Below are 18531 nucleotides of genomic sequence, written 5' to 3'. Positions count from 1 at the left end.
GGTTGCCTCTGGTTCGGCTCGGCTTCGCGGCGCCTTGGGGTCGGCTCAACGGTATGCGCGATGGTAGCGGTGACCAAGTCTGGTGAGAATCTCGTAGGAGATCGTGCCGGCTGCACTCGCAATGTCTTCGAGCGTCTGGTGCGGGCCGATCATCTCGACGAGATCGCCGAGCTTCAACTCGCCCGGCGGCAGTGCAGAGATGTCGAGGGTGATGCTGTCCATCGACACCCGTCCGACGATCGGCAGGCGCACCTCGCCGAAATAGGCGGCGCCCTTGTCGCCGAGATGGCGGGGAAGCCCGTCGGCATAGCCGGCGGCAATGGTCGCGAGCCTCGTCTCCCGCGACGTGACGCAGGCGCCGCCGTAGCCGACGCGCGCGCCGGCCGGGACCGTGCGGGTCTGGATGACGCGGACGTCGAGCCGCACCACCGGCGAAAGCGCATTGCGCGCGCCGACGGTCGGTGCGCCGCCATAGAGCGCGATCCCCGGACGGGCCATCGCGCCGTGATAGGCGGCATCGAGAAAGATGCCGCCGGAATTGGCGAAGCACAGCTCCGCTTCCGGGAACGCCGAGGCGAAGCGGTGCAAGCTGGCAAGCTGATCGGCGTTCTGCGGATCGCCGGGCTCGTCCGCCGATGCCAGATGGCTCATCAGGAACAGCACGCGCACGCCGCGCAGCCGCGAGGGATAGAGCGCAAGTTCCTGCACGTCGCTGGCCGACAGGCCGAAGCGCGACATGCCGGTGTCGAACTGGAGAACGGCGGGCAGCTCCGCGCCGCGGGCCCGCGCCACGGACGCCCAGTTCGTCACCTGGTCGAGCGAGTTGAGCACGGGAATGATGCCGGTGTCGGCACACTGCCGCTCGGCACCCGGCAGCAGGCCGTTCAGCACGAACAGCCGGGCGTCGGCGGCGAGCACCGGCCGCAGCTTCAAGGCCTCGCCGAGATGGGCGACGAAGAAGTCGCGGCAGCCGGCCGCCTGGAGCGCCGGCACCACCTGCGCCGCGCCGAGGCCATAGGCATCCGCCTTCACCACGGCTGCCGCCACCGTTGGCACCAGGCGCTGCTGGAGGGTGCGATAGTTCCGCACCAAAGCGGACAGGTCGATCGTCAGCACGCCCGAAGCGGTGTCAGCCGCCAATGGTTCGGAAATTTCCCCGTACATGCGCCACCTCGCGAAGATGGTGCCAAGCCTAGCGCAACGATCGCGCAAGAACTCGGCGATCAGCGCGCGGAAATTTCATCAGGGAGCAAAATGTGCAAGGATCGGCCGAGGAATCGAAGGATGTTTCATGGCCGGCCTGGATGCGATCGACCGCAACATCATCCGCCTGCTGCGGCTCAATGCGCGGATGAGCAATATCAAGCTCGCGGAGGAGGTCGGGCTGTCGCCGTCCGCCTGCCTGCGGCGGATCCGCGTGCTCGAACATGACGGCGTGATCCGCGGCTACACCGCGCTCGTCGACCACTCGTCGCGGGAAGCCGCCATGGCGGTGATCATCAACATCACCCTCGACCGGCAGACCGAGGACTACCTCACCCGCTTCGAGACCGCGGTGCGCCGGCATCCGGAGATCCGGGAATGCTATCTGATGACCGGCGGCTCGGATTATCTGCTGCGCGTGGAAGTCGACAGCGCCGCCGAATTCGAGCGCATCCACACCGAGATCCTGTCCACGCTGCCGGGCGTGTCGCGGATCCACTCCAGCTTCTCGATCCGCAACGTCCTCGCCACCCGCCGCTCGAGCGCGAAGTAGACGCTTACAACGGGGAGCCTGGATAGGGCCATGCCGGCGGGGTGCCGGCGAGTGGAGCCGCGCCGCGATAGTGGGTTCGCACGCTGCGGTCGCAGATCGCATAGCCCCAATTGACAAGCTGCTTCGAGACCGTGTCGCCGAGATCGGCGAGCCGCGTCGAGGTGCGGGCGAGGCGGTCGGTGAGCGGGCCATTGCAGGGCAAGGCATCCGGAAGCGTGAACCTGGCGACATCGGTGTCGATGCCCCAATAGGCACCAAGCCGTTTGACCGGGTCGGTCTGGGTGGCGCTGAGCGTGCCGCCGTCAAAGGCCGCCTTGCCGGCGGAGAACCGATCGATAAGATTGCGCCGCCGCAGCGCACGAACCTGGTTGTCGGTCACGTCCAGTATGCGCTTGAGCTGGCGTACCCAGTCGAACCCGATCTCGGAGCCTCGCCCGAACGGCGCGCCGCCATCGCTGACCAGCACCGTCATGTAGCGTTTGACCACCGGTTCCAGCCCGTGATTGTCGTAGACGCCGCCGTCGGTCAGCACGACCCGCTCGCGCATCTTGGCAAGTTCAGCTGGCGGCACCGATTGCGTGCCGGATTGCGTCGGCCAGTCGGTGAAGCTGCCCGCCGGCAGCGTCAGTTCCATTGGCGAGAGCACGGGTGGAAACGCCGACGAGGCCGCGACCGCCTGCGAGAGCCGGATCTTCGGCTGGTCGAGCCGGCCGATCACATAGTCGCCGGCATAGGGTTTGGAGAAGCGGAACAGCACGCCGCTCTGCAGATTGGTCGCACAGAACACGAAGCGCGGATTGTCCGGAATGTCCTGCAGCGTCCGTGTATCGAACAAGTAGTTCTCGTAGCTCTTCGCCAATTGGGCGGCCGCCGAGAATCCGGGCAGCAGGCCGGTGAGCGCGGTCTTCACGTCGAGATTGCGCCGCGAAAAGCCCAGGACCGGCTCGACATAAATGCTCTTGAAGTCCGCGAATACGCCATCGGGACCAGGACTGCCGAGCCGGGGCCAGACCGTGGCCAGATATCCGGAAGCGATGGAGCCGCCGGACACGCTGGAGATCCGTTTCAGTTTCGACAGCAGGCCAAGCTCGTTGAGCCGCATCAGCGCGCCGGCATGAAACAGCATGGCGCGGAAGCCGCCGCCCGACATCGCCAGGGCGATGCCCGGTTCGAGCGTGTTGCCATCCCAGGCAAATCCGGCAACGGAATCAGCAAGTTGGGTTTCCGACGGGCCGGTGTCAGCGTCTCGCGGCACGGCTGTTCCTCCCGAGCATCATGGCTGTTGTCCGGCAAGAGAAGGCGAATATTACTGCGACCATAGCGTGTTTTATATTGGTGTTGCTACACGTAAGCTCGGGTCAATTCCAGATGAGTCGGTTCCGCACATGAACGAACAGAAGCGCATTCCGGAGCGCGCTGCGGCCGGCAACACGCTGCGCGGATATGCGCATGGCTTCGTCGGCTTCGGCGAACGCTGGTTCCCGGATGCCTATGTGTTCGTCCTCATCGCGGTGGTCGCGGTGGCGGCGGGCGCGATGCTGCACGGGGCATCGCCGCTCACCGTCAGCCGTGCCTTCGGCGACGGCTTCTGGAACCTCATTCCCTTCACCATGCAGATGGCGTTCGTCGCCATTGGCGGCTACGTGGTCGCGGTCTCGCCGCCGGTGGCCGCCCTGCTGCACCGGCTGGCCTCCGTGCCGAAGACGGCGCGAGGCGCCATCGTGTTCGTCGGCATGCTCAGCATTGTAGTCTCGCTGCTGAACTGGGGCCTCAGCCTGATCTTCTCCGGCCTGCTGGTGCGCGCCATCGCACGCCGTACCGATCTGCGGCTCGACTACCGCGCCGCGGGCGCGGCCGGCTATCTCGGCCTCGGCTGCGGCTTCACCCTCGGCATCACGTCTTCCGCGGCCCAGCTCCAGGCCAACGCGGCGAGCATCCCGCAGTCCCTCATGCCGATCACCGGCGTCATCGGATTCTCGCAGACCATCCTCACCTGGCAGAATGGCGTGGTCATCGCGCTGGTGATGCTGATCTCCGCCACCATCTGCCGCTTCACCGCGCCGCCGCCCGGCAACGAGAAGACCGCCGCGGAGCTTGGCGTCTCGCTCGACGACCACAGCCCCGTGAGCGAACCGCCGCGCCGGCCGGGAGACTTCCTGGAATTCAGCCCGATCCTGACCATCCTGGTCGTGCTGCTGGCGTCCGGCTGGCTGTGGTACGCGTTCCAGTCCGGCAATCCGCTGATCACGCTGTCCGGGCTGAACATCTATAATTTCGTCTTCCTGTTCCTCGGCATCCTGCTGCACTGGCGGCCGCGCAGCCTGCTCACGGCGTTCTCCAAAGCGATGCCGTGCGTCGCCGGGGTGATGCTGCAATTCCCGTTCTATGCCGGCATTTCGCAGATACTCACCCATGCCCCGGACGGGCAGGGTGTGTCGCTGTCGCACACCATCGCCGGCTGGTTCGTCGGGGCATCCGCCAACCCAACCTCGTTCTCGTTCCTGGTCGGCATCTATTCCGCCATCCTCGGCCTCTTCATCCCCTCTGCCGGCGGCAAATGGATCGTCGAGGCGCCCTATGTGATGACGGCGGCCAATGAAGTGGGCGCGCATCTCGGCTGGACCGTGATGGTCTACAACATCGCCGAGACCTTGCCGAACTTCATCAACCCGTTCTGGATGCTGCCGCTGCTCGGCATATTGGGCCTGAAGGCGAAGGACCTGATCGGCTATACCTCGATCCAGTTCATGGTCCATTTCCCCATCGTGCTGTTCGTCGCCGCCTTGCTGATGGCCACCTTCAGCTACGCGCCTCCCATGCAGCCCTGACAGGTACGGTCTTCGGGAACCGCAACATGATCCGCTTCTTGTCGGAATATTGGCCCCACATCGTCATCGTCGCCAGCGGTGTCATCGGGACCATCGCCGCCGTTCATGCGGCGATGACCAAGGATGATGTGCGCGCCGCCATCGGCTGGGTCGGCGTCATCATGCTCTCGCCCTTCCTCGGCGCCTTCCTCTATCTGGTGGCCGGCATCAATCGCATCCGGCAATCCGCCGCCGGCCAGCGCCGCGCCGAGGTGGAGCGCGGGCAGGGGCCGTTCGGCGAGCCGCCCGTGGCGATCTCGGTGCCGGCGGGCTTCGCTTCGATGCAGAAGCTGGGCGACCAGGTGGCGGCCTTCCCGCTGACCGCTGGCAATGCGGTGCGCCTGCTCGACGGCGGCGACGGGGCCTATCCGCAGATGCTCGCCGCGATCCGGGCGGCCGAGCGGCATGTCGCGCTGTCGAGCTACATCTTCGACAATGACCCGGTCGGCAGCGAGTTCGCCGACGCCCTGGTCGCGGCTCAGGCGCGCGGCGTCGCGGTGCGGGTGCTGATCGATGCGGTCGGCGCGCGCTATTCCCGGCCTCCCATCGTCGGCCGGCTGCGCGAGGGCGGCGTGACCACCGCGCTGTTCATGGGTGAACTCGTCGGCCCGCGGCTGCCCTACGCCAATCTGCGCAGCCACCGGAAGATGCTGGTGGTCGACGGCGCCCTGGCCTTTACCGGCGGCATGAACATCCGGGCGCAATTCACCACCGCTTTCGGCGGCACGGATCTCGCGCACGACACGCATTTCCGCGTCGAGGGGCCGGCGGTCGGCCAGCTCCTGACGGTGTTCGCGCACGACTGGGCGTTCACTACGGACGAGCAACTGGGCGGCGCGGCCTGGGAGGTGCGCGAAGGCCCGCCGCGGGGCGACGCGGCGGTGCGCGTCGTGCCGTCCGGCCCGGACCGCAATCTCGCCTGCACGCACAGCATGATCATGGGCGTGCTGGCTGTCGCGCAACGCAGCGTGCGGATCAGCTCGCCCTATTTCCTGCCCGACCTGCAACTGATTGGCGCGCTCGGCGTCGCCGGACGCAGGGGAGTGGATGTCGATATCGTCATCCCCTCGAACAACAATCTGCGGCTGGTCGATTATGCGATGACGGCGCAGCTCGACCAGGTGCTGAACGGCAATTGCCGCGTCTGGCGGGCTTCCGGCGCGTTCGACCATTCCAAATTATTGGCCGTCGATGGTGAGTGGGCCTATGTCGGCTCCTCCAACCTCGACCCGCGCAGCCTGCGGCTCAATTTCGAGCTCGACCTCGAAGTCTATGATCCCATGCTCTCCGGCGAAGTGGCGCGGCGCATCGAAGCCAGGATTGCGACCGCGCGGGCCGAGACCCTGGAGACGCTGCGCGCCCGACCGTTCGCCCTGAAGCTGCGCAATCGCGCCGTCTGGCTCGCTTCGCCGTATTTGTAAGTCGCCGCCGACTTAGGCAGCTTCTGTCTGGCCGGCACGGATGCCGGCGACCTCGGCGATGAGCTCGAAGGAGCGCAGCCGCTTGGCATGGTCATAGACGTCCGACACCACGATGAGTTCGTCGGCGCCGGTCTCCGCCACCAGCGCATCGAGGCCGGCGCGCACTGTCTCCGGCGAGCCGACGATGGAGCGAGCGAGCATGCGCATTGCCTGCGCCTTCTCCATCGGCGACCAGTAGTTTTCGATGTCGTCGATCGGCGGGCGGCTCAGGCCGCGCGCGCCGCGGAAGATGTCGGCGAAGGACATTTGCTGGGTCGTCGCCAGCCGGCGCGCCTCGGCATCGGTCGGGGCGGCGAGGACATTGACGCCGACCATTGCATAGGGGCGGGCGAGCTGTTCCGAAGGCTTGAAGCGGCTGCGATAGATGTCGAGCGCCGGCAGCAGCAATTCGGGCGCGAAGTGCGAGGCGAAGGCATAGGGCAGGCCGAGTTCGGCGGCGAGCATCGCGCCGAAATTGCTGGAGCCGAGAATCCAGAGTGGCACCTGCGTGCCCGCCGCCGGCACCGCCTGGATGCGCTGGTTGGGGCCGGCCGGTGCCAGGAAGGCCTGCAGTTCCAGCACGTCCTGCGGGAAATTGTCGGCGGACTCATTGGTCCGGCGCAGCGCGCGCAGCGTAATCTGGTCGGTGCCCGGCGCGCGGCCGAGCCCGAGATCGATGCGGCCGGGGAACAGCCGTTCCAGCGTGCCGAACTGCTCGGCGATGACGTAGGGCGAGTGGTTGGGCAGCATGATGCCGCCGGCGCCGACCCGGATGGTCTTCGAGCCCGCAGCGATATGGGCGAGCACCACCGAGGTGGCGGCGCTGGCGATGCCCGGCATATTGTGATGCTCGGCCACCCAGATGCGGCGATAGCCCCAATCCTCGGCGTGGGCCGCGAGGTCGCGGGCATTGTCGAGCGCGCCGCGCGCATCGGTCTCTTCGGTGACGCGGACGAGTTCGAGAATCGACAGTGCCGTCATGGCTTGCTCCAAGCGAACCGAAATCGGACCGGCACGGACCGCAGCGGCGTCCTTGCCTTCAGGAAACGGAGACATCCTCCATTTCTCTTGACGCTATATGGAGACTGCCTCCATATTTAGTCAACCGGTCCCGGCAGCAAGAACGCATGACGACGGAAAACGCATGACCAGCGATGTCGTGAGCAGCGAGCGGTCCCAGCTGCGCGCCGATGCGCGGCGCAATCGTGAGCGCATCCTGCACACCGCGATGCGGCACTTCTCCGCGCACGGCATCAATGCCTCGCTGGAGGAGATCGCCCGCGAAGCGGGGGTCGGTGCCGGTACGCTCTACCGCCATTTCCCCTCGCGCGAGGCCCTGCTCGCCGCCGCCCTGAAAGGCGAGCAGGAGGAGTTGCTGGCCCGCGCGAGCGAGGCCCGTGCGATGGCCGATCCGGACGCCGCGCTCGGTGCCTGGCTCGCTGCACTGCAGGATTATCTACGAACCTTCAATGGCTTGCCGGCACCGGTGCTGGCCGCGGTGAAAGAGCAGGGGTCCCCGCTCTGCCTGTCCTGCGACTCGCTTTCGTCGCTGACGAGCGAGTTCCTGGCGCGGGCGCAGCAGGACGGCCATGCCCGCGCCTCGGTGACATCAAGCGAACTGTTCCTCGGTGCGCTCGCCATCGCCTGGGTGCTGGACCGGGCCGAGGCATGCGGCACCACGCGCCAGGCGCTGGAGACGCTCCTTGCCCGCGGCTATCTCGCCGGCGCCGCAGACGACGAGCGGCAAGGCCGCTGACGCAAACCGGGCGCGAATACGCCCTCAACGAACGAACGGATCGCACATGATTGATCTGCATTTTTGGCCGACGCCGAACGGCAAGAAGGTCTCGATCTTCCTGGAGGAGGCCGGGACGCCGTATCGGCTGGTGCCGGTGAATATCGGGCGCGGCGACCAGTTCACGCCGGAATATCTGAAGCTCAATCCCAATCATCGCATGCCGGCCATCGTCGACCACGCGCCAAGCGACGGCGGTGCGCCGCTCAGCGTGTTCGAATCCGGCGCAATCCTGTTCTATCTCGCCGAGAAGACCGGCAAGTTCTGGCCGCAGGAGCTGCGCGCCAAATACGAGGTCACCCAATGGGTGATCTGGCAGATGGCGAACCAGGGTCCGAAGCTCGGCGAGGTCGGCCATTTCCGCCGGCTCGCCGATCGCGAGGGCGACCAGTCCTATGCGGTGCGCCGCTTCACCGACGAGGCCAACCGGCTTTACGGCGTGCTCAATATGCGGCTGCGCGACCGGCGCTATATTGCCGGTGACGAATTCACCATTGCCGACATCGTCAGCTATCCCTGGACCGTGAACTGGCAGGGGCAGGGCCAGGACATAAACGAGTTCAAGCACTTCAAGCGGTGGTTCGAGGAGGTCGGCGCGCGCCCGGGCGTGCAGCGCGGCCTCGCGGTCGGCGCCGAACTTTCCACCGACACATCAACGCTTTCGGCGGAGGAGCAGGCCCGCATCCGCAAGATCCTCTATAATCAGCGTGCGCTGCCGGTGCCGGATTAGGGGTTCCTGGAAGGCGGCGGGCAATGATGCCGCCGCCTTCCACGATCATCGACAGGTTGTCGTTGCGTCGCGTCTCGGCATTTTGAACTGGCTTGCTTGCGCGCTCTCTTGCCGGCTTTGCTTACTAGCCTAACTTGGCTAGGCGATGATGCCGCTGCGCGTTTCACTGGGCGCCTTGCTGGTCGCCCTCATCTGCACCCCGGCGGTCGCTCACGACGCGCCGAGCGGCTGGTCTTACAGCGCATCCTGCTGCGACACCCAGGACTGTCATCCGGTTGCTCCGGGCGAGGTGGTGGAAACACCGCGCGGCTATCGCGTCCCTGCCTCCGGCGAGACGATTCCCTATACCGATCGGCGCATCAAGCCGTCCGGCGACAGCGGGATGCACCGCTGCTCGTTCTATGGCTTCCCGGATGCCGGCACGATCTGCCTGTACGTGCCGGCGGGGTCGTAGGAGGCGCGCTCTTCCCTGTGAAAAAAGCTCACAAGTGGTTTGCTCGACAGCCGGATAGTCGCGCAATCCCGCCTTGATCATCATCCTCGCCAGCCAGAGACGGCGAGCGAGCTTGCTTCGATCCGCCTGGCCATCGCTCACGCCAACACCTGCGACATGGGTTCGCCGGTGCAAAGAGCGGCTTTGAAGCCAGGGGAAACGATCATGCTTCACAGGACACGCCTGCTGCGCCGCCCGCTGGCGGCCCTCAGCCTCGCCGCGCTCGTCGCCGCTTCTACGCCGGCGCTTGCCGGAACCTTCATGCCGGATTGCTACAAGCCGGCGGTCGGCTCCTCGGCCGTCATGAAGTTCGAGCCGCGCAACGGCCCGTATCGGATCGCCGTTGCCAATGGCCACACCGGAATTCCCTGGCGCATGCAGATGATCCAGTCGGTCAAGGCGTGGGCGTCGCGGCCCGAGAATGCCAGGGACATTGCCGAGCTGAAGATCGTCAGCACCGGACCCGATGTCGCCGCCCAGATCGCCGCCATCGATAATTTCATCCAGGCCGGCTTCGACGCCGTCGCCTTCATAGCCGTCAATCCGAAGGCCTTCGACGCCGTCATCAAGCGGGCCCGCAAGGCCGGCACCGTGCTGGTCTCGTTCGACAATCCGGTCGACAGCCCCGACGTGCTGCGCATCACACCGGACTGGATCGAGTTCGAAGGCGCCATCAAGACCCAGGCGGTGATCGACCAGATGCCGGTGAAGAAGGGCGTGGTGCTGGAAGTGCGCGGCATTGCCGGCAATTCGACCGACCGTGACCGCCATCTCGGCTTCCGCCAGGTGATCGAGAAGTATCCCGACATCAAGGTGGTGGAAGTCGTCGGCAATTGGGACACCGGCACGGTGCAGAAGGTGGTCTCCGACGCGCTCGCCGTCCACGGCCATTTCGACGCCGTGGTCTGCCAGCATGGCTGCCGCGGCGTGACCAATGCGCTGGCGGCCGCCGGGCATCCGAAGATCCCGGTCGGCGGCGATGCCGAGAACGGCTTCGTCCGCGCGCTCGCCGAGAACGGCATTCCCGGCATTTCGGTCTCGACCTCGCCGGGGCAGGGGCCGGTCGCGGTGCGCGCCGCCATCGCGCTGCTGAAAGGCGAGTCTCTGCCCGGCCTGGTGAACCTGCCGACCCCGAACGTGCGCACCGCCGACATGAAGCCCGGCGTGAACTACTTCCCCAACATGCCGGACACTTACGAGACCGTCTCCGGCTATGCGGTGTGCGGCAAGGACATGGTGTTCGCGCCCGAAGAACTGATCCGCCAGACCCCCGACAACAACTGATCCTCCTGAGCCTGGCGGCGGCCCGCGGGCCGCCGTTCCTTTCCGGATCGGATTGCACAGGGAAGATCGGCAATGGACGACGGAACGAATTTTCTCGAACTGATCGACGTCACCAAGCGCTATGGCGGCGTCACCGCCCTGAAGGATGTGTGCTTCGGCGCCCGGCGCGGCTCGATCCACGCCATCCTCGGCGAGAACGGCGCCGGCAAGAGCACGCTGATGAAGATCCTCGCCGGCGTGGTGCGTGCCGACACCGGCACGATGCGGCTCGATGGCCGCGCGCTCGATCTCGCCGGCCCGGCTGACGCCCTCGACGCGGGCGTGGTCTGCATCTTCCAGGAATTATCGATCATCCCCGACCTCACGGTGGCGGAGAATATCTGCCTCGCCAGCCCGCCGCGGCGCCGCTTCGGCCTGATCGACAAGCGCGCGCAACTGCGCGCCGCCCGCGCCGTGCTTGCCGAGATCGGCTGCGCCGACGCCATCGACGTGCGTGGCCGCTGCGCCGAGCTGCCGCTCTCCAAGCGCCAGCTGGTGGAAATCGCCAAGGCGGTGGTGCGCCGGCCGCGCGTGCTGATCCTCGACGAGGCGACCTCGGCCCTGACCGCCGAAGATGCCGGCAAGGTCATGGCGCTGCTGCGCCGGCTGCGCGAGGACGGTTGTTGCGTGCTCTTCATCTCCCACCGCATGCACGAGGTGGATGCGCTCGCCGACACCTGCTCGGTGTTCCGCAATGGCGAGCATGTCGCCACCTTTCCGGCCGGCGCGAAATCGCACGACGAGATCGTGCGGCTGATGATCGGGCGGCCGATCGCTCAGGTCTATCCGCCGAAGCCGGCGCGCAGCATGACCGGCGACGCCTATCTCGCGGTCGCCGATCTCGGCTGGGCGCCGACGCTCGATGCGGTGACGCTCGGCATCCGGCCCGGTGAGATCGTCGGCCTTGGCGGGCTCGATGGCCAGGGCCAGCGCGAATTGCTGCTGGCGCTCGCCGGAGTGCTGCGCGGCAGTGAGGGCATGGTGCGCTTCGGTGCCAAGGGCGGCCTGCCTGCCGGCCCGCGCTTCGCCAAGCAGCCGAGTTACCGCACCGCGCTGATCCCGGAGGACCGCAAGACCGAAGGCCTGTTCCTCGGCCTGTCGGTGCGGGCGAATCTCGGCATTGCCGCGCTCGACCGGCTCAGCCGCGGCGGCGTCATCGACCCGGTGGCGGAGCAGGCGCTGATCGAGCGCCTGGTGAAGACGCTCCAGATCAAGGCGCCCGATGTCGACGCCGCGGTCGGCACGCTCTCCGGCGGCAACCAGCAGAAGGTGGTGCTCGCCAAATGGCTGGCGACCGAGCCGCGCCTCCTGTTGCTCATGGACCCGACCCGCGGCATCGATGTCGGCACCAAGCAGGAGATCTATCGGCTGTTCCGCGACCTCGCCGCGTCCGGCGTCGCCATCCTGCTGTACTCGACCGACTATGACGAACTCATCGGCCTCTGCGACCAGGTACTGGTGATGTATGGCGGGCGGATCGTCGCCCGCCTCGACGGGCCCACGCTGACCGAGGAGAACCTCGTCGCCTCGGCGCTGAATCTGCGCCCGCAGCCGGCGCAGCCGCACGCCTCGTTCCTGGAGGCGGTGGCATGATCGCTCTCCTCCAGCACTCGCCCTTCATGATCGCCGCGCGCCACAATGGCCGGGCGCTGGCGGCATGGGCGCTGCTGCTCGCGCTGCTGTTCGTCTTCCTGTCGATCCATCCGCGCGGCGCCAGCCCGGGCGTCATCTCCGCCTGGGCCAACCAGGGCGTCGCGCTGGCCTTCGTCGCGGTCGGCCAGACCATCGTCGTGCTGACCCGCGGCATCGACCTGTCGATCGGCGGCATCATGGCGCTGACCAATTGCGCGGCCTCCGCTCTGGTGAACGGCAGCCCCGCCGAGGTCGCGTTCGGCGTCGTCGCCGTGGTGCTGCTCGGCGCGGCCTGCGGCGCGGTGAACGGCCTCATTATCGTCAAGGCCCGCATCCAGCCGATCGTCGCCACGCTGGCGACCGGCGCCGTCTTCTCCGGCCTCGCGCTGCTGATCCGGCCGACACCCGGCGGCGCCATCGACGAGACCCTCAGCGATCTCACCACCGGCTCCATCGGCATGATCCCGATCTCGCTGGTGCTGCTGGCCGGGCTCGTCGTACTGGTCTGGGGGCCGGTGCGCGCCTCGCTGCTCGGCCGCTCCATCTTCGCTGCCGGCTCGGCGGAAACCGCGGCCTATATGTCGGGCCTGCCGATCGATCGCGCCAAGATCGCCGCCTATGCGCTGGCCGGGGTGTTCGCCGCCTTCGGTGGGCTGTTCCTCGGCTTCCAGACCCTGAGCGGCGATCCGGCGATCGGCGGCTCCTACACGCTGAACTCGGTGGCCGCGGTGGTGCTCGGCGGCACCTCGCTGGTGGGCGGCGCCGGCAGTGTCGCCGGCACCATCGCCGGCGCACTGATCCTGCGCACCATCGGCAGCCTGATGTTCTTCGCCGGCATCAATCCCATGGCGCAGCCGCTGTTCGAGGGCGCCGTGCTGCTCGCCGCCGTCGCGCTGGGTGCGCTGCGGCTCCTGAAGGTCCGCAACCGCCTGGAGATGTTCCGGTGAAAGCGCTCACATTCCAGCTCGCGCGCCCCGCTCTGCCGGATGGCCCGACCCGCGCCATCGTGCTGGTGCTCGCCACCCTGCTGCTGGTCGGCGGCGCCTTCTACAACCAGTTCTTCTCGCCGACCTATCTGCTGCAGCAGCTGCAGAACGGCGCCTTCCTCGGCATCGTCGCCATCGGCGCCATGATGGTGATCCTGACCGGCCACATCGACCTGTCGGTGCCGTGGACGCTGTCCGCCTCGGCGACCTTCTCCACCGCTTTCGTCGCTTTGGCCCATGGCGCGCCGTGGGGCGAACTGGGTGTGGTGGTCGGCCTCGCCATTGGCGGCGTCATCGGCCTCGTCAACGGCATCGGCGTCGCCTATCTGCGCATCCCCTCGATGATCTGGACGCTGGCGGTGAACACGATCGTGCTCGGCGTCTGCGTGTTCCATGCCGGGCTCTACGCCTCCGGCAGCCGGCCCTCAGTGCTGATGGCGCTGCTCGGCGGTGGCCGCAGCTTCGGAGTGGTACCGAACGCCGTGCTGGTCTGGCTGGTGCTGTCGGTCGCCGTGGTCCTCATGCTCCGCCGCACGCTGATGGGGCGCTATCTCTACGCCGTCGGCACCCGCGAGGGCGCGGCGTATCTCTCCGGCATCGACACCCGCAAGACCATTGCCGGCGCCTTCGTGCTGTCGGGCCTGTCGAGCGCCACCGCCGGCATGCTGCTCGCCGGATACGCCAACCAGGCCTACCAGAACATGGGCGATCCCTACCTGTTGCCGGGGATCGCCGCCGTGGTGCTGGGCGGCACCAGTATCCTCGGCGGGCGCGGCTCCTATGCGGGCACGGTCGCGGGCGTGCTGCTCATCACCCTCATCACCAGCATGCTCTCGGTCATGCAGATCGCCGAGGCGTTCAAGCAGATCGCCTACGGCGCGGTGATCATCGCCATGGTCGGATACTACAGCCGGAGGGCGACCGCCGAGCGCAGCTGACCGACCATCCCACACCCAACCGAACCGGAATCATTGACGGCCCATCGCTGGGCCGAACGGCACCGTGCTGCCGCTGAAAGGAACAACACTATGTACGAGAAACGCGCGCTCATCGTCGGCGTCACCGGCATCGTCGGCAACAATCTCGCCCGCCACCTTGTCGCCGAGGGCGATTGGGAGATCCACGGCATCTCCCGCAATCCGCCGCAGGGCCTGTCGCAGGTGAAGCCGGTCGCTGTCGACGTGCTCGACGCCGCCGCCACGCGTGCCGCGCTCGCCGACCTCAAGCCGACGCACGTGTTCCTGTGCACCTGGACGCGGATGCAGACCGAGACCGAGAACTGCCGGGTCAATGGCGCCATGGTGCGCAACGTGCTCGATGCCGTCACCGCAGGCGGATCGAATGTGCGCCACGTCGCGCTGGTCACCGGCACCAAGAACTATCTCGGCCCGTTCGAGATGTACGCCCGCAACACGCCGGAGACGCCGTTCCGCGAGGACCAGCCGCGGCTGCCGATCGAGAATTTCTACTATGTGCAGGAGGACATCGTGTTCGAGGCCGCGGCCCGACACGGCTTCGGCTGGAGCGTCCACCGCCCGCACACCATTGTCGGCTATGCCGTGGGCAATGCGATGAATATCGGCGTCACGCTCGCCGCATATGCCAGCCTCTGCAAGGCCACCGGCCGTCCCTTCCTGTTCCCCGGCTCGCCGACCCAGCATGGCGCCATCGCCGACGTGACCGATGCGCGGCTGTTGGCAAGGCATGTCGCCTGGGCCTCGACCACGCCGGCCGCGCGCAACGAGGCGTTCAATGTCGCCAATGGCGACATCTTCCGCTGGAAGCGCATGTGGGGCGTGATCGCCGATTATTTCGGGCTCGAAGTGGCGCCTTATCCCGGCGAAGCGGTGCCGCTCGAGCGGCAGATGAAGGGCGACGACGCGGTGTGGGATCGCCTGGTCGCAGCGCATGGGCTGCAGCCGAACCGGCTCGAGCGGCTGGCCTCGGCCTGGCACACCGATGCCGATCTCGGCCGGCCGATCGAGTGCGTCAACGACATGAACAAGAGCCGGCGGCTCGGCTTCCTCGGCTGGCAGGACACCGAACGCTCCTTCACCGACCTGTTCGACCAGCTCCGCCAGGAACGGGTGATCCCGTGAGCGCGGCGGCGAAGATGGATCTCGGCCTTGCCGGCCGGGTGGCGATCGTCACCGGTGCCGGCGCCGGCATCGGCTACGAGACCGCGCGGCTGCTCATCGCCGAAGGCGTGCGGGTGGTCGGCGCCGATCTCGATCCGGAGGCATTCGCCGGCCTTGCACCCGACGACCGGATCGAGCCGATGCGGATCGACCTGCGCGATCCCGCCGCCGGCGACCGGCTGGCCGAGGTGGCGCTGGCGCGCTTCGGCAGCATCGACATCCTGTTCAACAATGCCGGTGTCGCCGGTGCGCGCGAGAGCTTCACCGCGGCGAGCGACGAAGACTGGGCGCGCACCATCGAGCTCAATCTGATGGGCTATGTGCGCACCAGCCGCGCCGTGGTCGGCCACATGGTCGCGCGCGGCAAGGGCGTGTTGATCCATTGCGGCTCGGAGGCCGGCCGCATGCCGCATCCGCTGCTGCCGGACTACAGCGTCTCCAAGGCCGCGGTGCTGATGCTCTCCAAATGCCTCGCCCGCGAATTCACGCCCAGGGGCGTGCGCTCCAACGTGGTCTCGCCCGCCCATATCCGCACCGCGCTTTGGGACCGGCCGGGCGGCTTCCTCGACTCGCTCGCCGCCAGCTACGGCTCCGGGCGCGAGGAGGCGGTGGAGATCTTCCTGAAACAGTCGCGACTGCCGGCGGGCCGGCTCGGCCGGCCGGAGGAGGTTGCCGCGCTCGTCGCCTTCCTCGTCTCCGACCACGCCTCCTTCATCAGCGGCGAGGAGTTCGGCATCGACGGCGGCGTGATCCCGGTGGTGTGAGAGGAGATCATGATGAACACGCGGATACGGAAAGCGAGAGTGCCATCCGCCGACCGGCGGATCGCCGCGCCGGAAGGGTGGGACCCGGTGTTGCGCGCCGAGTTCGAGACCAACCAGCTCAATGGCTGCGTCGGCCACGTGCTGGTCTCTGAGACCGAGCGCGTGCGCGTCTGGTCGCTGCGGCTGCGGCCGGGCGAGCGCATCGGCTTCCACCGTCATGTGCTCGACTATTTCTGGACCGCGCTCAGCACCGGGCGCGCCGTCTCGCATTTTGGCGACGGCCGGATCGGCGAGAGCGTCTACGAGCCCGGCCTGACCCGGCACATGGCCTTCGGCCCCGGCGACTTCATGGTGCACGACCTCGCCAATGTCGGCGACACCGAGCTCACCTTCACCACCGTCGAGTTCCTGGACAGTGCCAATCCGCCGCTCCCGGTGCCCGAGCATGTGCGCCGCGAGCGCCAGAGCTTCGAGCGCAACGAGCCCATCCGCCTCTGATCTGGAACCCCGTCATGAACGCTCCCTCGTCCAAGACCTTGTTCTCGCCCTGGCGGCTCGGTCCGCTGGAACTGCCGAACCGCCTGGTGATGGCGCCGATGACGCGCTCGCGCTCGGCGCAGCCCGGCGATGTCCCGACCGAGCTGAACGCCCGCTACTACGCCCAGCGCGCCAGTGCCGGCCTCATCGTCACCGAGGCGACGCAGATATCGCAGGAAGGGCAGGGCTATGCCTGGACGCCGGGCATCCACACTGATGCCCAGCGCGACGGCTGGCGGCTGGTGACGGACGCCGTTCACGCAGCAGGCGGACGGATTTTCCTCCAGCTCTGGCATGTCGGGCGCATCTCGCATCCGAGCCTGCAGCCGGACGGCGATGCGCCGGTCGCGCCGTCAGCGGTGCCGCCGAAGGGCGTGCGGGTCTATGTCATCGATCCCGCGGATGGCGCGCCGCGCTTCCTCGATTGCGGCACGCCGCGGGCGCTGGAGACCGGCGAGATCGCCCGCGTCGTCGATGACTACCGCCGCGCCGCCGCGCTCGCCATGGCCGCCGGCTTCGACGGCGTCGAGCTGCACGGCGCCAATGGCTATCTGATCGACCAGTTCCTGCGCGCCAACAGCAACCAGCGCACCGATGCCTATGGCGGCGCGCCGGAGAAACGGCTGCGCTTCCTGTCCGAGGTGGTCGCCGCGGTGTCCTCCGAGGCCGGCGCGGAGCGGGTCGGGGTGCGGCTCTCGCCGCATGTCACGCTGCAGGACATGGAAGACCCCGAGATGATCGGCACCAGCCTGCTCGCGGCGCAGGCGCTGCACGAGGCCGGCGTCGCCTATCTCCATATCGCCGAGGCCGACTGGGACGATGCGCCGGTGGTGCCGCTCGATTATCGGCAGGAACTGCGACGGCGTTTCCCGCGCACCATCATCGTCGCCGGCCGCTACACGGCGGAACGTGGCGAGGAGCTGATCCGACAGGAACTGGCCGACCTCGTGACCTTCGGCCGCCCCTTCCTCGCCAATCCCGATCTGCCGCGGCGCATCGCGGAAGGGTTGCCCTTGAACCCGCCCGACCCGAAGACCTTCTTCGGCGGTGGCGCCAAGGGCTATGACGACTATCCTTTCTATAGCGCCGCCGCCGGGTGAGGCCGGCTGGCGAGTTGCTCGGCGAGGAAGTCGACGAAGGCACGGATGCGGTTCGAGAGGTGTTCGTGTCCGATATAGACGGCGTGGACGGGTTCCACGTCGCCGGGATTGTAATCCTCCAGCACCGGCACCAGCCGTCCCTCGGCGAGGTCGCCACCAACATGGAAGCGTGACAGCCGCACGATGCCGACGCCGGCGAGCGCTAAGAGCCGCATGGTCTCGCCATTGTTGGCTTTCATGTTCCCGGTCACCGGGATGGTGCGGATTGTCTTTGCCGTGGCCTCGCCGGGCGTCTCCAGGAACGGCCATTCATCGAGGCTGCGGCGGAAATTGAAATTCTGGCAATTGTGCCGCGCCAGCTCGTCCGGCGTCTCCGGCACGCCGTGCCGGGCGAGATAGGCCGGCGCCGCCGCCACCACGCGCCTGCTTTCGATCAGCTTGCGCGCCTTCAGGCTGGAATCGCGCAGCGCGCCGGTGCGGATCGCGACGTCGGCGCGCTCGCCGACCAGATCGACCATGAAGTCGGTCAGCGACAGGTCCAGCGTCACGCCCGGGTAGCGCGCCAGGAAGGCCGGCACCAGCGGGATGACGCAGTGCGTGGCGAACGGGATGTTGGCGTTCACCCGTAGCGGGCCGCGCGGCTGGTCGGCACCGGAGGAAACCGTCCGCTCCGCCTCCTCGATATCGCCGACAATGCGCGAGGCCCGGTCGAACAAGGCTTCGCCCTCCGGGGTCAATTGCAGGCTGCGCGTGGAACGCAGCACCAGGCGCACCCCGAGCCGGTCCTCCATCCGCGTGATGAGCTTGCTGATCGCGGAAGGCGTGAGCTGAAGATTGCGCGCCGCCGCCGAGAAACTGCCGAGTTCGACGGCCCGGACGAAGACTTCCATCTCACCTGCACGATTGACCACGAACGCCTCCCTGAAATGCTCCTTTGGCCTGACCGCAGG

General features: G+C 67.5%; 18 protein-coding genes. 14 read left to right on the top strand and 4 right to left on the bottom strand.

Annotated elements, in window-relative coordinates:
* Nucleotides 1-45 precede the first annotated feature (45 nt).
* Entirely contained in the window at nucleotides 46-1164 is a 1119-nt protein-coding gene (alr, locus tag G3545_RS11540; RefSeq protein WP_170012682.1) for an alanine racemase, read from the bottom strand.
* Nucleotides 1165-1291: 127 nt separating this feature from the next.
* Between alr and G3545_RS11535 the strand changes: the two genes are divergently transcribed.
* Entirely contained in the window at nucleotides 1292-1756 is a 465-nt protein-coding gene (locus tag G3545_RS11535; protein WP_170018031.1) for an Lrp/AsnC family transcriptional regulator, read from the top strand.
* Between the two features lie 4 nt (nucleotides 1757-1760).
* Here the strand turns inward: G3545_RS11535 and G3545_RS11530 are convergent, their stop codons facing one another.
* Nucleotides 1761-3011 (bottom strand): patatin-like phospholipase family protein, encoded by a 1251-nt coding sequence (locus G3545_RS11530; protein ID WP_246702785.1) that lies wholly within the window; start codon nucleotides 3009-3011, stop codon nucleotides 1761-1763.
* Between the two features lie 130 nt (nucleotides 3012-3141).
* On the opposite strand from G3545_RS11530, the gene G3545_RS11525 reads away from it, so the two are divergent.
* Both G3545_RS11525 and G3545_RS11520 read left to right on the top strand, forming a co-directional pair.
* Nucleotides 3142-4584: a TIGR00366 family protein gene (locus G3545_RS11525; RefSeq protein ID WP_170012680.1), complete on the top strand. Its 1443-nt coding sequence runs from the start codon at nucleotides 3142-3144 to the stop codon at nucleotides 4582-4584.
* Between the two features lie 26 nt (nucleotides 4585-4610).
* Nucleotides 4611-6044 (top strand): phospholipase D-like domain-containing protein, encoded by a 1434-nt coding sequence (locus tag G3545_RS11520; protein WP_170012678.1) that lies wholly within the window; start codon nucleotides 4611-4613, stop codon nucleotides 6042-6044.
* A 12-nt stretch (nucleotides 6045-6056) separates the two neighbouring features.
* Here the strand turns inward: G3545_RS11520 and G3545_RS11515 are convergent, their stop codons facing one another.
* Nucleotides 6057-7064 carry an LLM class flavin-dependent oxidoreductase gene (locus tag G3545_RS11515; RefSeq protein ID WP_170012676.1) on the bottom strand — a complete coding sequence of 336 codons (1008 nt, stop codon included), beginning with the start codon at nucleotides 7062-7064 and terminating at the stop codon, nucleotides 6057-6059.
* Nucleotides 7065-7227: 163 nt separating this feature from the next.
* Here G3545_RS11515 and G3545_RS11510 point away from each other — a divergent pair, with 163 nt between their 5' ends.
* The 11 genes from G3545_RS11510 to G3545_RS11460 all read left to right on the top strand — a co-directional run bounded on the left by G3545_RS11510 (nucleotide 7228) and on the right by G3545_RS11460 (nucleotide 17581).
* Nucleotides 7228-7839: a TetR/AcrR family transcriptional regulator gene (locus tag G3545_RS11510; RefSeq protein ID WP_170012674.1), complete on the top strand. Its 612-nt coding sequence runs from the start codon at nucleotides 7228-7230 to the stop codon at nucleotides 7837-7839.
* Between the two features lie 46 nt (nucleotides 7840-7885).
* Nucleotides 7886-8608 carry a glutathione binding-like protein gene (locus tag G3545_RS11505; protein WP_170012672.1) on the top strand — a complete coding sequence of 241 codons (723 nt, stop codon included), beginning with the start codon at nucleotides 7886-7888 and terminating at the stop codon, nucleotides 8606-8608.
* A 145-nt stretch (nucleotides 8609-8753) separates the two neighbouring features.
* Nucleotides 8754-9062 (top strand): hypothetical protein, encoded by a 309-nt coding sequence (locus tag G3545_RS11500; RefSeq protein WP_246702784.1) that lies wholly within the window; start codon nucleotides 8754-8756, stop codon nucleotides 9060-9062.
* Nucleotides 9063-9266: 204 nt separating this feature from the next.
* Nucleotides 9267-10385, top strand: coding sequence for a sugar ABC transporter substrate-binding protein (locus tag G3545_RS11495; RefSeq protein WP_170012670.1), 1119 nt, complete (start codon nucleotides 9267-9269; stop codon nucleotides 10383-10385).
* Between the two features lie 72 nt (nucleotides 10386-10457).
* Entirely contained in the window at nucleotides 10458-12017 is a 1560-nt protein-coding gene (locus G3545_RS11490) for a sugar ABC transporter ATP-binding protein (RefSeq protein WP_170012668.1), read from the top strand.
* Nucleotides 12014-13003: an ABC transporter permease gene (locus tag G3545_RS11485; protein ID WP_170012666.1), complete on the top strand. Its 990-nt coding sequence runs from the start codon at nucleotides 12014-12016 to the stop codon at nucleotides 13001-13003. The genes G3545_RS11490 and G3545_RS11485 overlap by 4 nt, the downstream gene beginning before the upstream one ends.
* Nucleotides 13000-13980 carry an ABC transporter permease gene (locus G3545_RS11480; protein WP_170012664.1) on the top strand — a complete coding sequence of 327 codons (981 nt, stop codon included), beginning with the start codon at nucleotides 13000-13002 and terminating at the stop codon, nucleotides 13978-13980. Before G3545_RS11485 ends, G3545_RS11480 begins: the two co-directional genes overlap by 4 nt.
* A 90-nt stretch (nucleotides 13981-14070) precedes the next feature.
* Nucleotides 14071-15141, top strand: a complete 1071-nt coding sequence (locus G3545_RS11475) for an SDR family oxidoreductase (RefSeq protein WP_170012662.1) — start codon at nucleotides 14071-14073, stop codon at nucleotides 15139-15141.
* Complete coding sequence (locus G3545_RS11470; protein ID WP_206151418.1) at nucleotides 15138-15944, top strand: SDR family oxidoreductase; 807 nt, start codon at nucleotides 15138-15140, stop codon at nucleotides 15942-15944. Before G3545_RS11475 ends, G3545_RS11470 begins: the two co-directional genes overlap by 4 nt.
* A gap of 12 nt (nucleotides 15945-15956) precedes the next feature.
* Complete coding sequence (locus G3545_RS11465) at nucleotides 15957-16442, top strand: hypothetical protein (protein WP_170012660.1); 486 nt, start codon at nucleotides 15957-15959, stop codon at nucleotides 16440-16442.
* A 14-nt stretch (nucleotides 16443-16456) separates the two neighbouring features.
* Nucleotides 16457-17581, top strand: coding sequence for an alkene reductase (locus G3545_RS11460; protein ID WP_170012658.1), 1125 nt, complete (start codon nucleotides 16457-16459; stop codon nucleotides 17579-17581).
* Here G3545_RS11460 and G3545_RS11455 read toward each other — a convergent pair.
* A complete protein-coding gene (locus G3545_RS11455; RefSeq protein WP_170012656.1) occupies nucleotides 17560-18492 on the bottom strand; it encodes a LysR family transcriptional regulator in 933 nt (310 codons plus the stop codon). The genes G3545_RS11460 and G3545_RS11455 overlap by 22 nt on opposite strands.
* Between the last annotated feature and the right edge of the window lie 39 nt (nucleotides 18493-18531).

The sequence above is a fragment of the Starkeya sp. ORNL1 genome (genome assembly GCF_012971745.1).
GTDB lineage: Bacteria > Pseudomonadota > Alphaproteobacteria > Rhizobiales > Xanthobacteraceae > Ancylobacter.
The sequence above is the reverse complement of the archived record's forward strand: the minus strand, read 5'-3'. Positions and strand labels throughout refer to the sequence as shown.

Bases quoted from the DNA above. Each gene is read 5' to 3' on its own strand.
- G3545_RS11460 (WP_170012658.1), top strand. From the start codon at position 16,457: ATGAACGCTCCCTCGTCCAAGACCTTGTTCTCGCCCTGGCGGCTCGGT.
- G3545_RS11490 (WP_170012668.1), top strand. From the start codon at position 10,458: ATGGACGACGGAACGAATTTTCTCGAACTGATCGACGTCACCAAGCGC.
- G3545_RS11525 (WP_170012680.1), top strand. From the start codon at position 3,142: ATGAACGAACAGAAGCGCATTCCGGAGCGCGCTGCGGCCGGCAACACG.
- G3545_RS11500 (WP_246702784.1), top strand. From the start codon at position 8,754: ATGATGCCGCTGCGCGTTTCACTGGGCGCCTTGCTGGTCGCCCTCATC.
- G3545_RS11520 (WP_170012678.1), top strand. From the start codon at position 4,611: ATGATCCGCTTCTTGTCGGAATATTGGCCCCACATCGTCATCGTCGCC.
- G3545_RS11495 (WP_170012670.1), top strand. From the start codon at position 9,267: ATGCTTCACAGGACACGCCTGCTGCGCCGCCCGCTGGCGGCCCTCAGC.
- G3545_RS11485 (WP_170012666.1), top strand. From the start codon at position 12,014: ATGATCGCTCTCCTCCAGCACTCGCCCTTCATGATCGCCGCGCGCCAC.
- G3545_RS11505 (WP_170012672.1), top strand. From the start codon at position 7,886: ATGATTGATCTGCATTTTTGGCCGACGCCGAACGGCAAGAAGGTCTCG.
- G3545_RS11510 (WP_170012674.1), top strand. From the start codon at position 7,228: ATGACCAGCGATGTCGTGAGCAGCGAGCGGTCCCAGCTGCGCGCCGAT.
- G3545_RS11475 (WP_170012662.1), top strand. From the start codon at position 14,071: ATGTACGAGAAACGCGCGCTCATCGTCGGCGTCACCGGCATCGTCGGC.
- G3545_RS11465 (WP_170012660.1), top strand. From the start codon at position 15,957: ATGAACACGCGGATACGGAAAGCGAGAGTGCCATCCGCCGACCGGCGG.
- G3545_RS11535 (WP_170018031.1), top strand. From the start codon at position 1,292: ATGGCCGGCCTGGATGCGATCGACCGCAACATCATCCGCCTGCTGCGG.
- alr (WP_170012682.1), bottom strand. From the start codon at position 1,164: ATGTACGGGGAAATTTCCGAACCATTGGCGGCTGACACCGCTTCGGGC.
- G3545_RS11515 (WP_170012676.1), bottom strand. From the start codon at position 7,064: ATGACGGCACTGTCGATTCTCGAACTCGTCCGCGTCACCGAAGAGACC.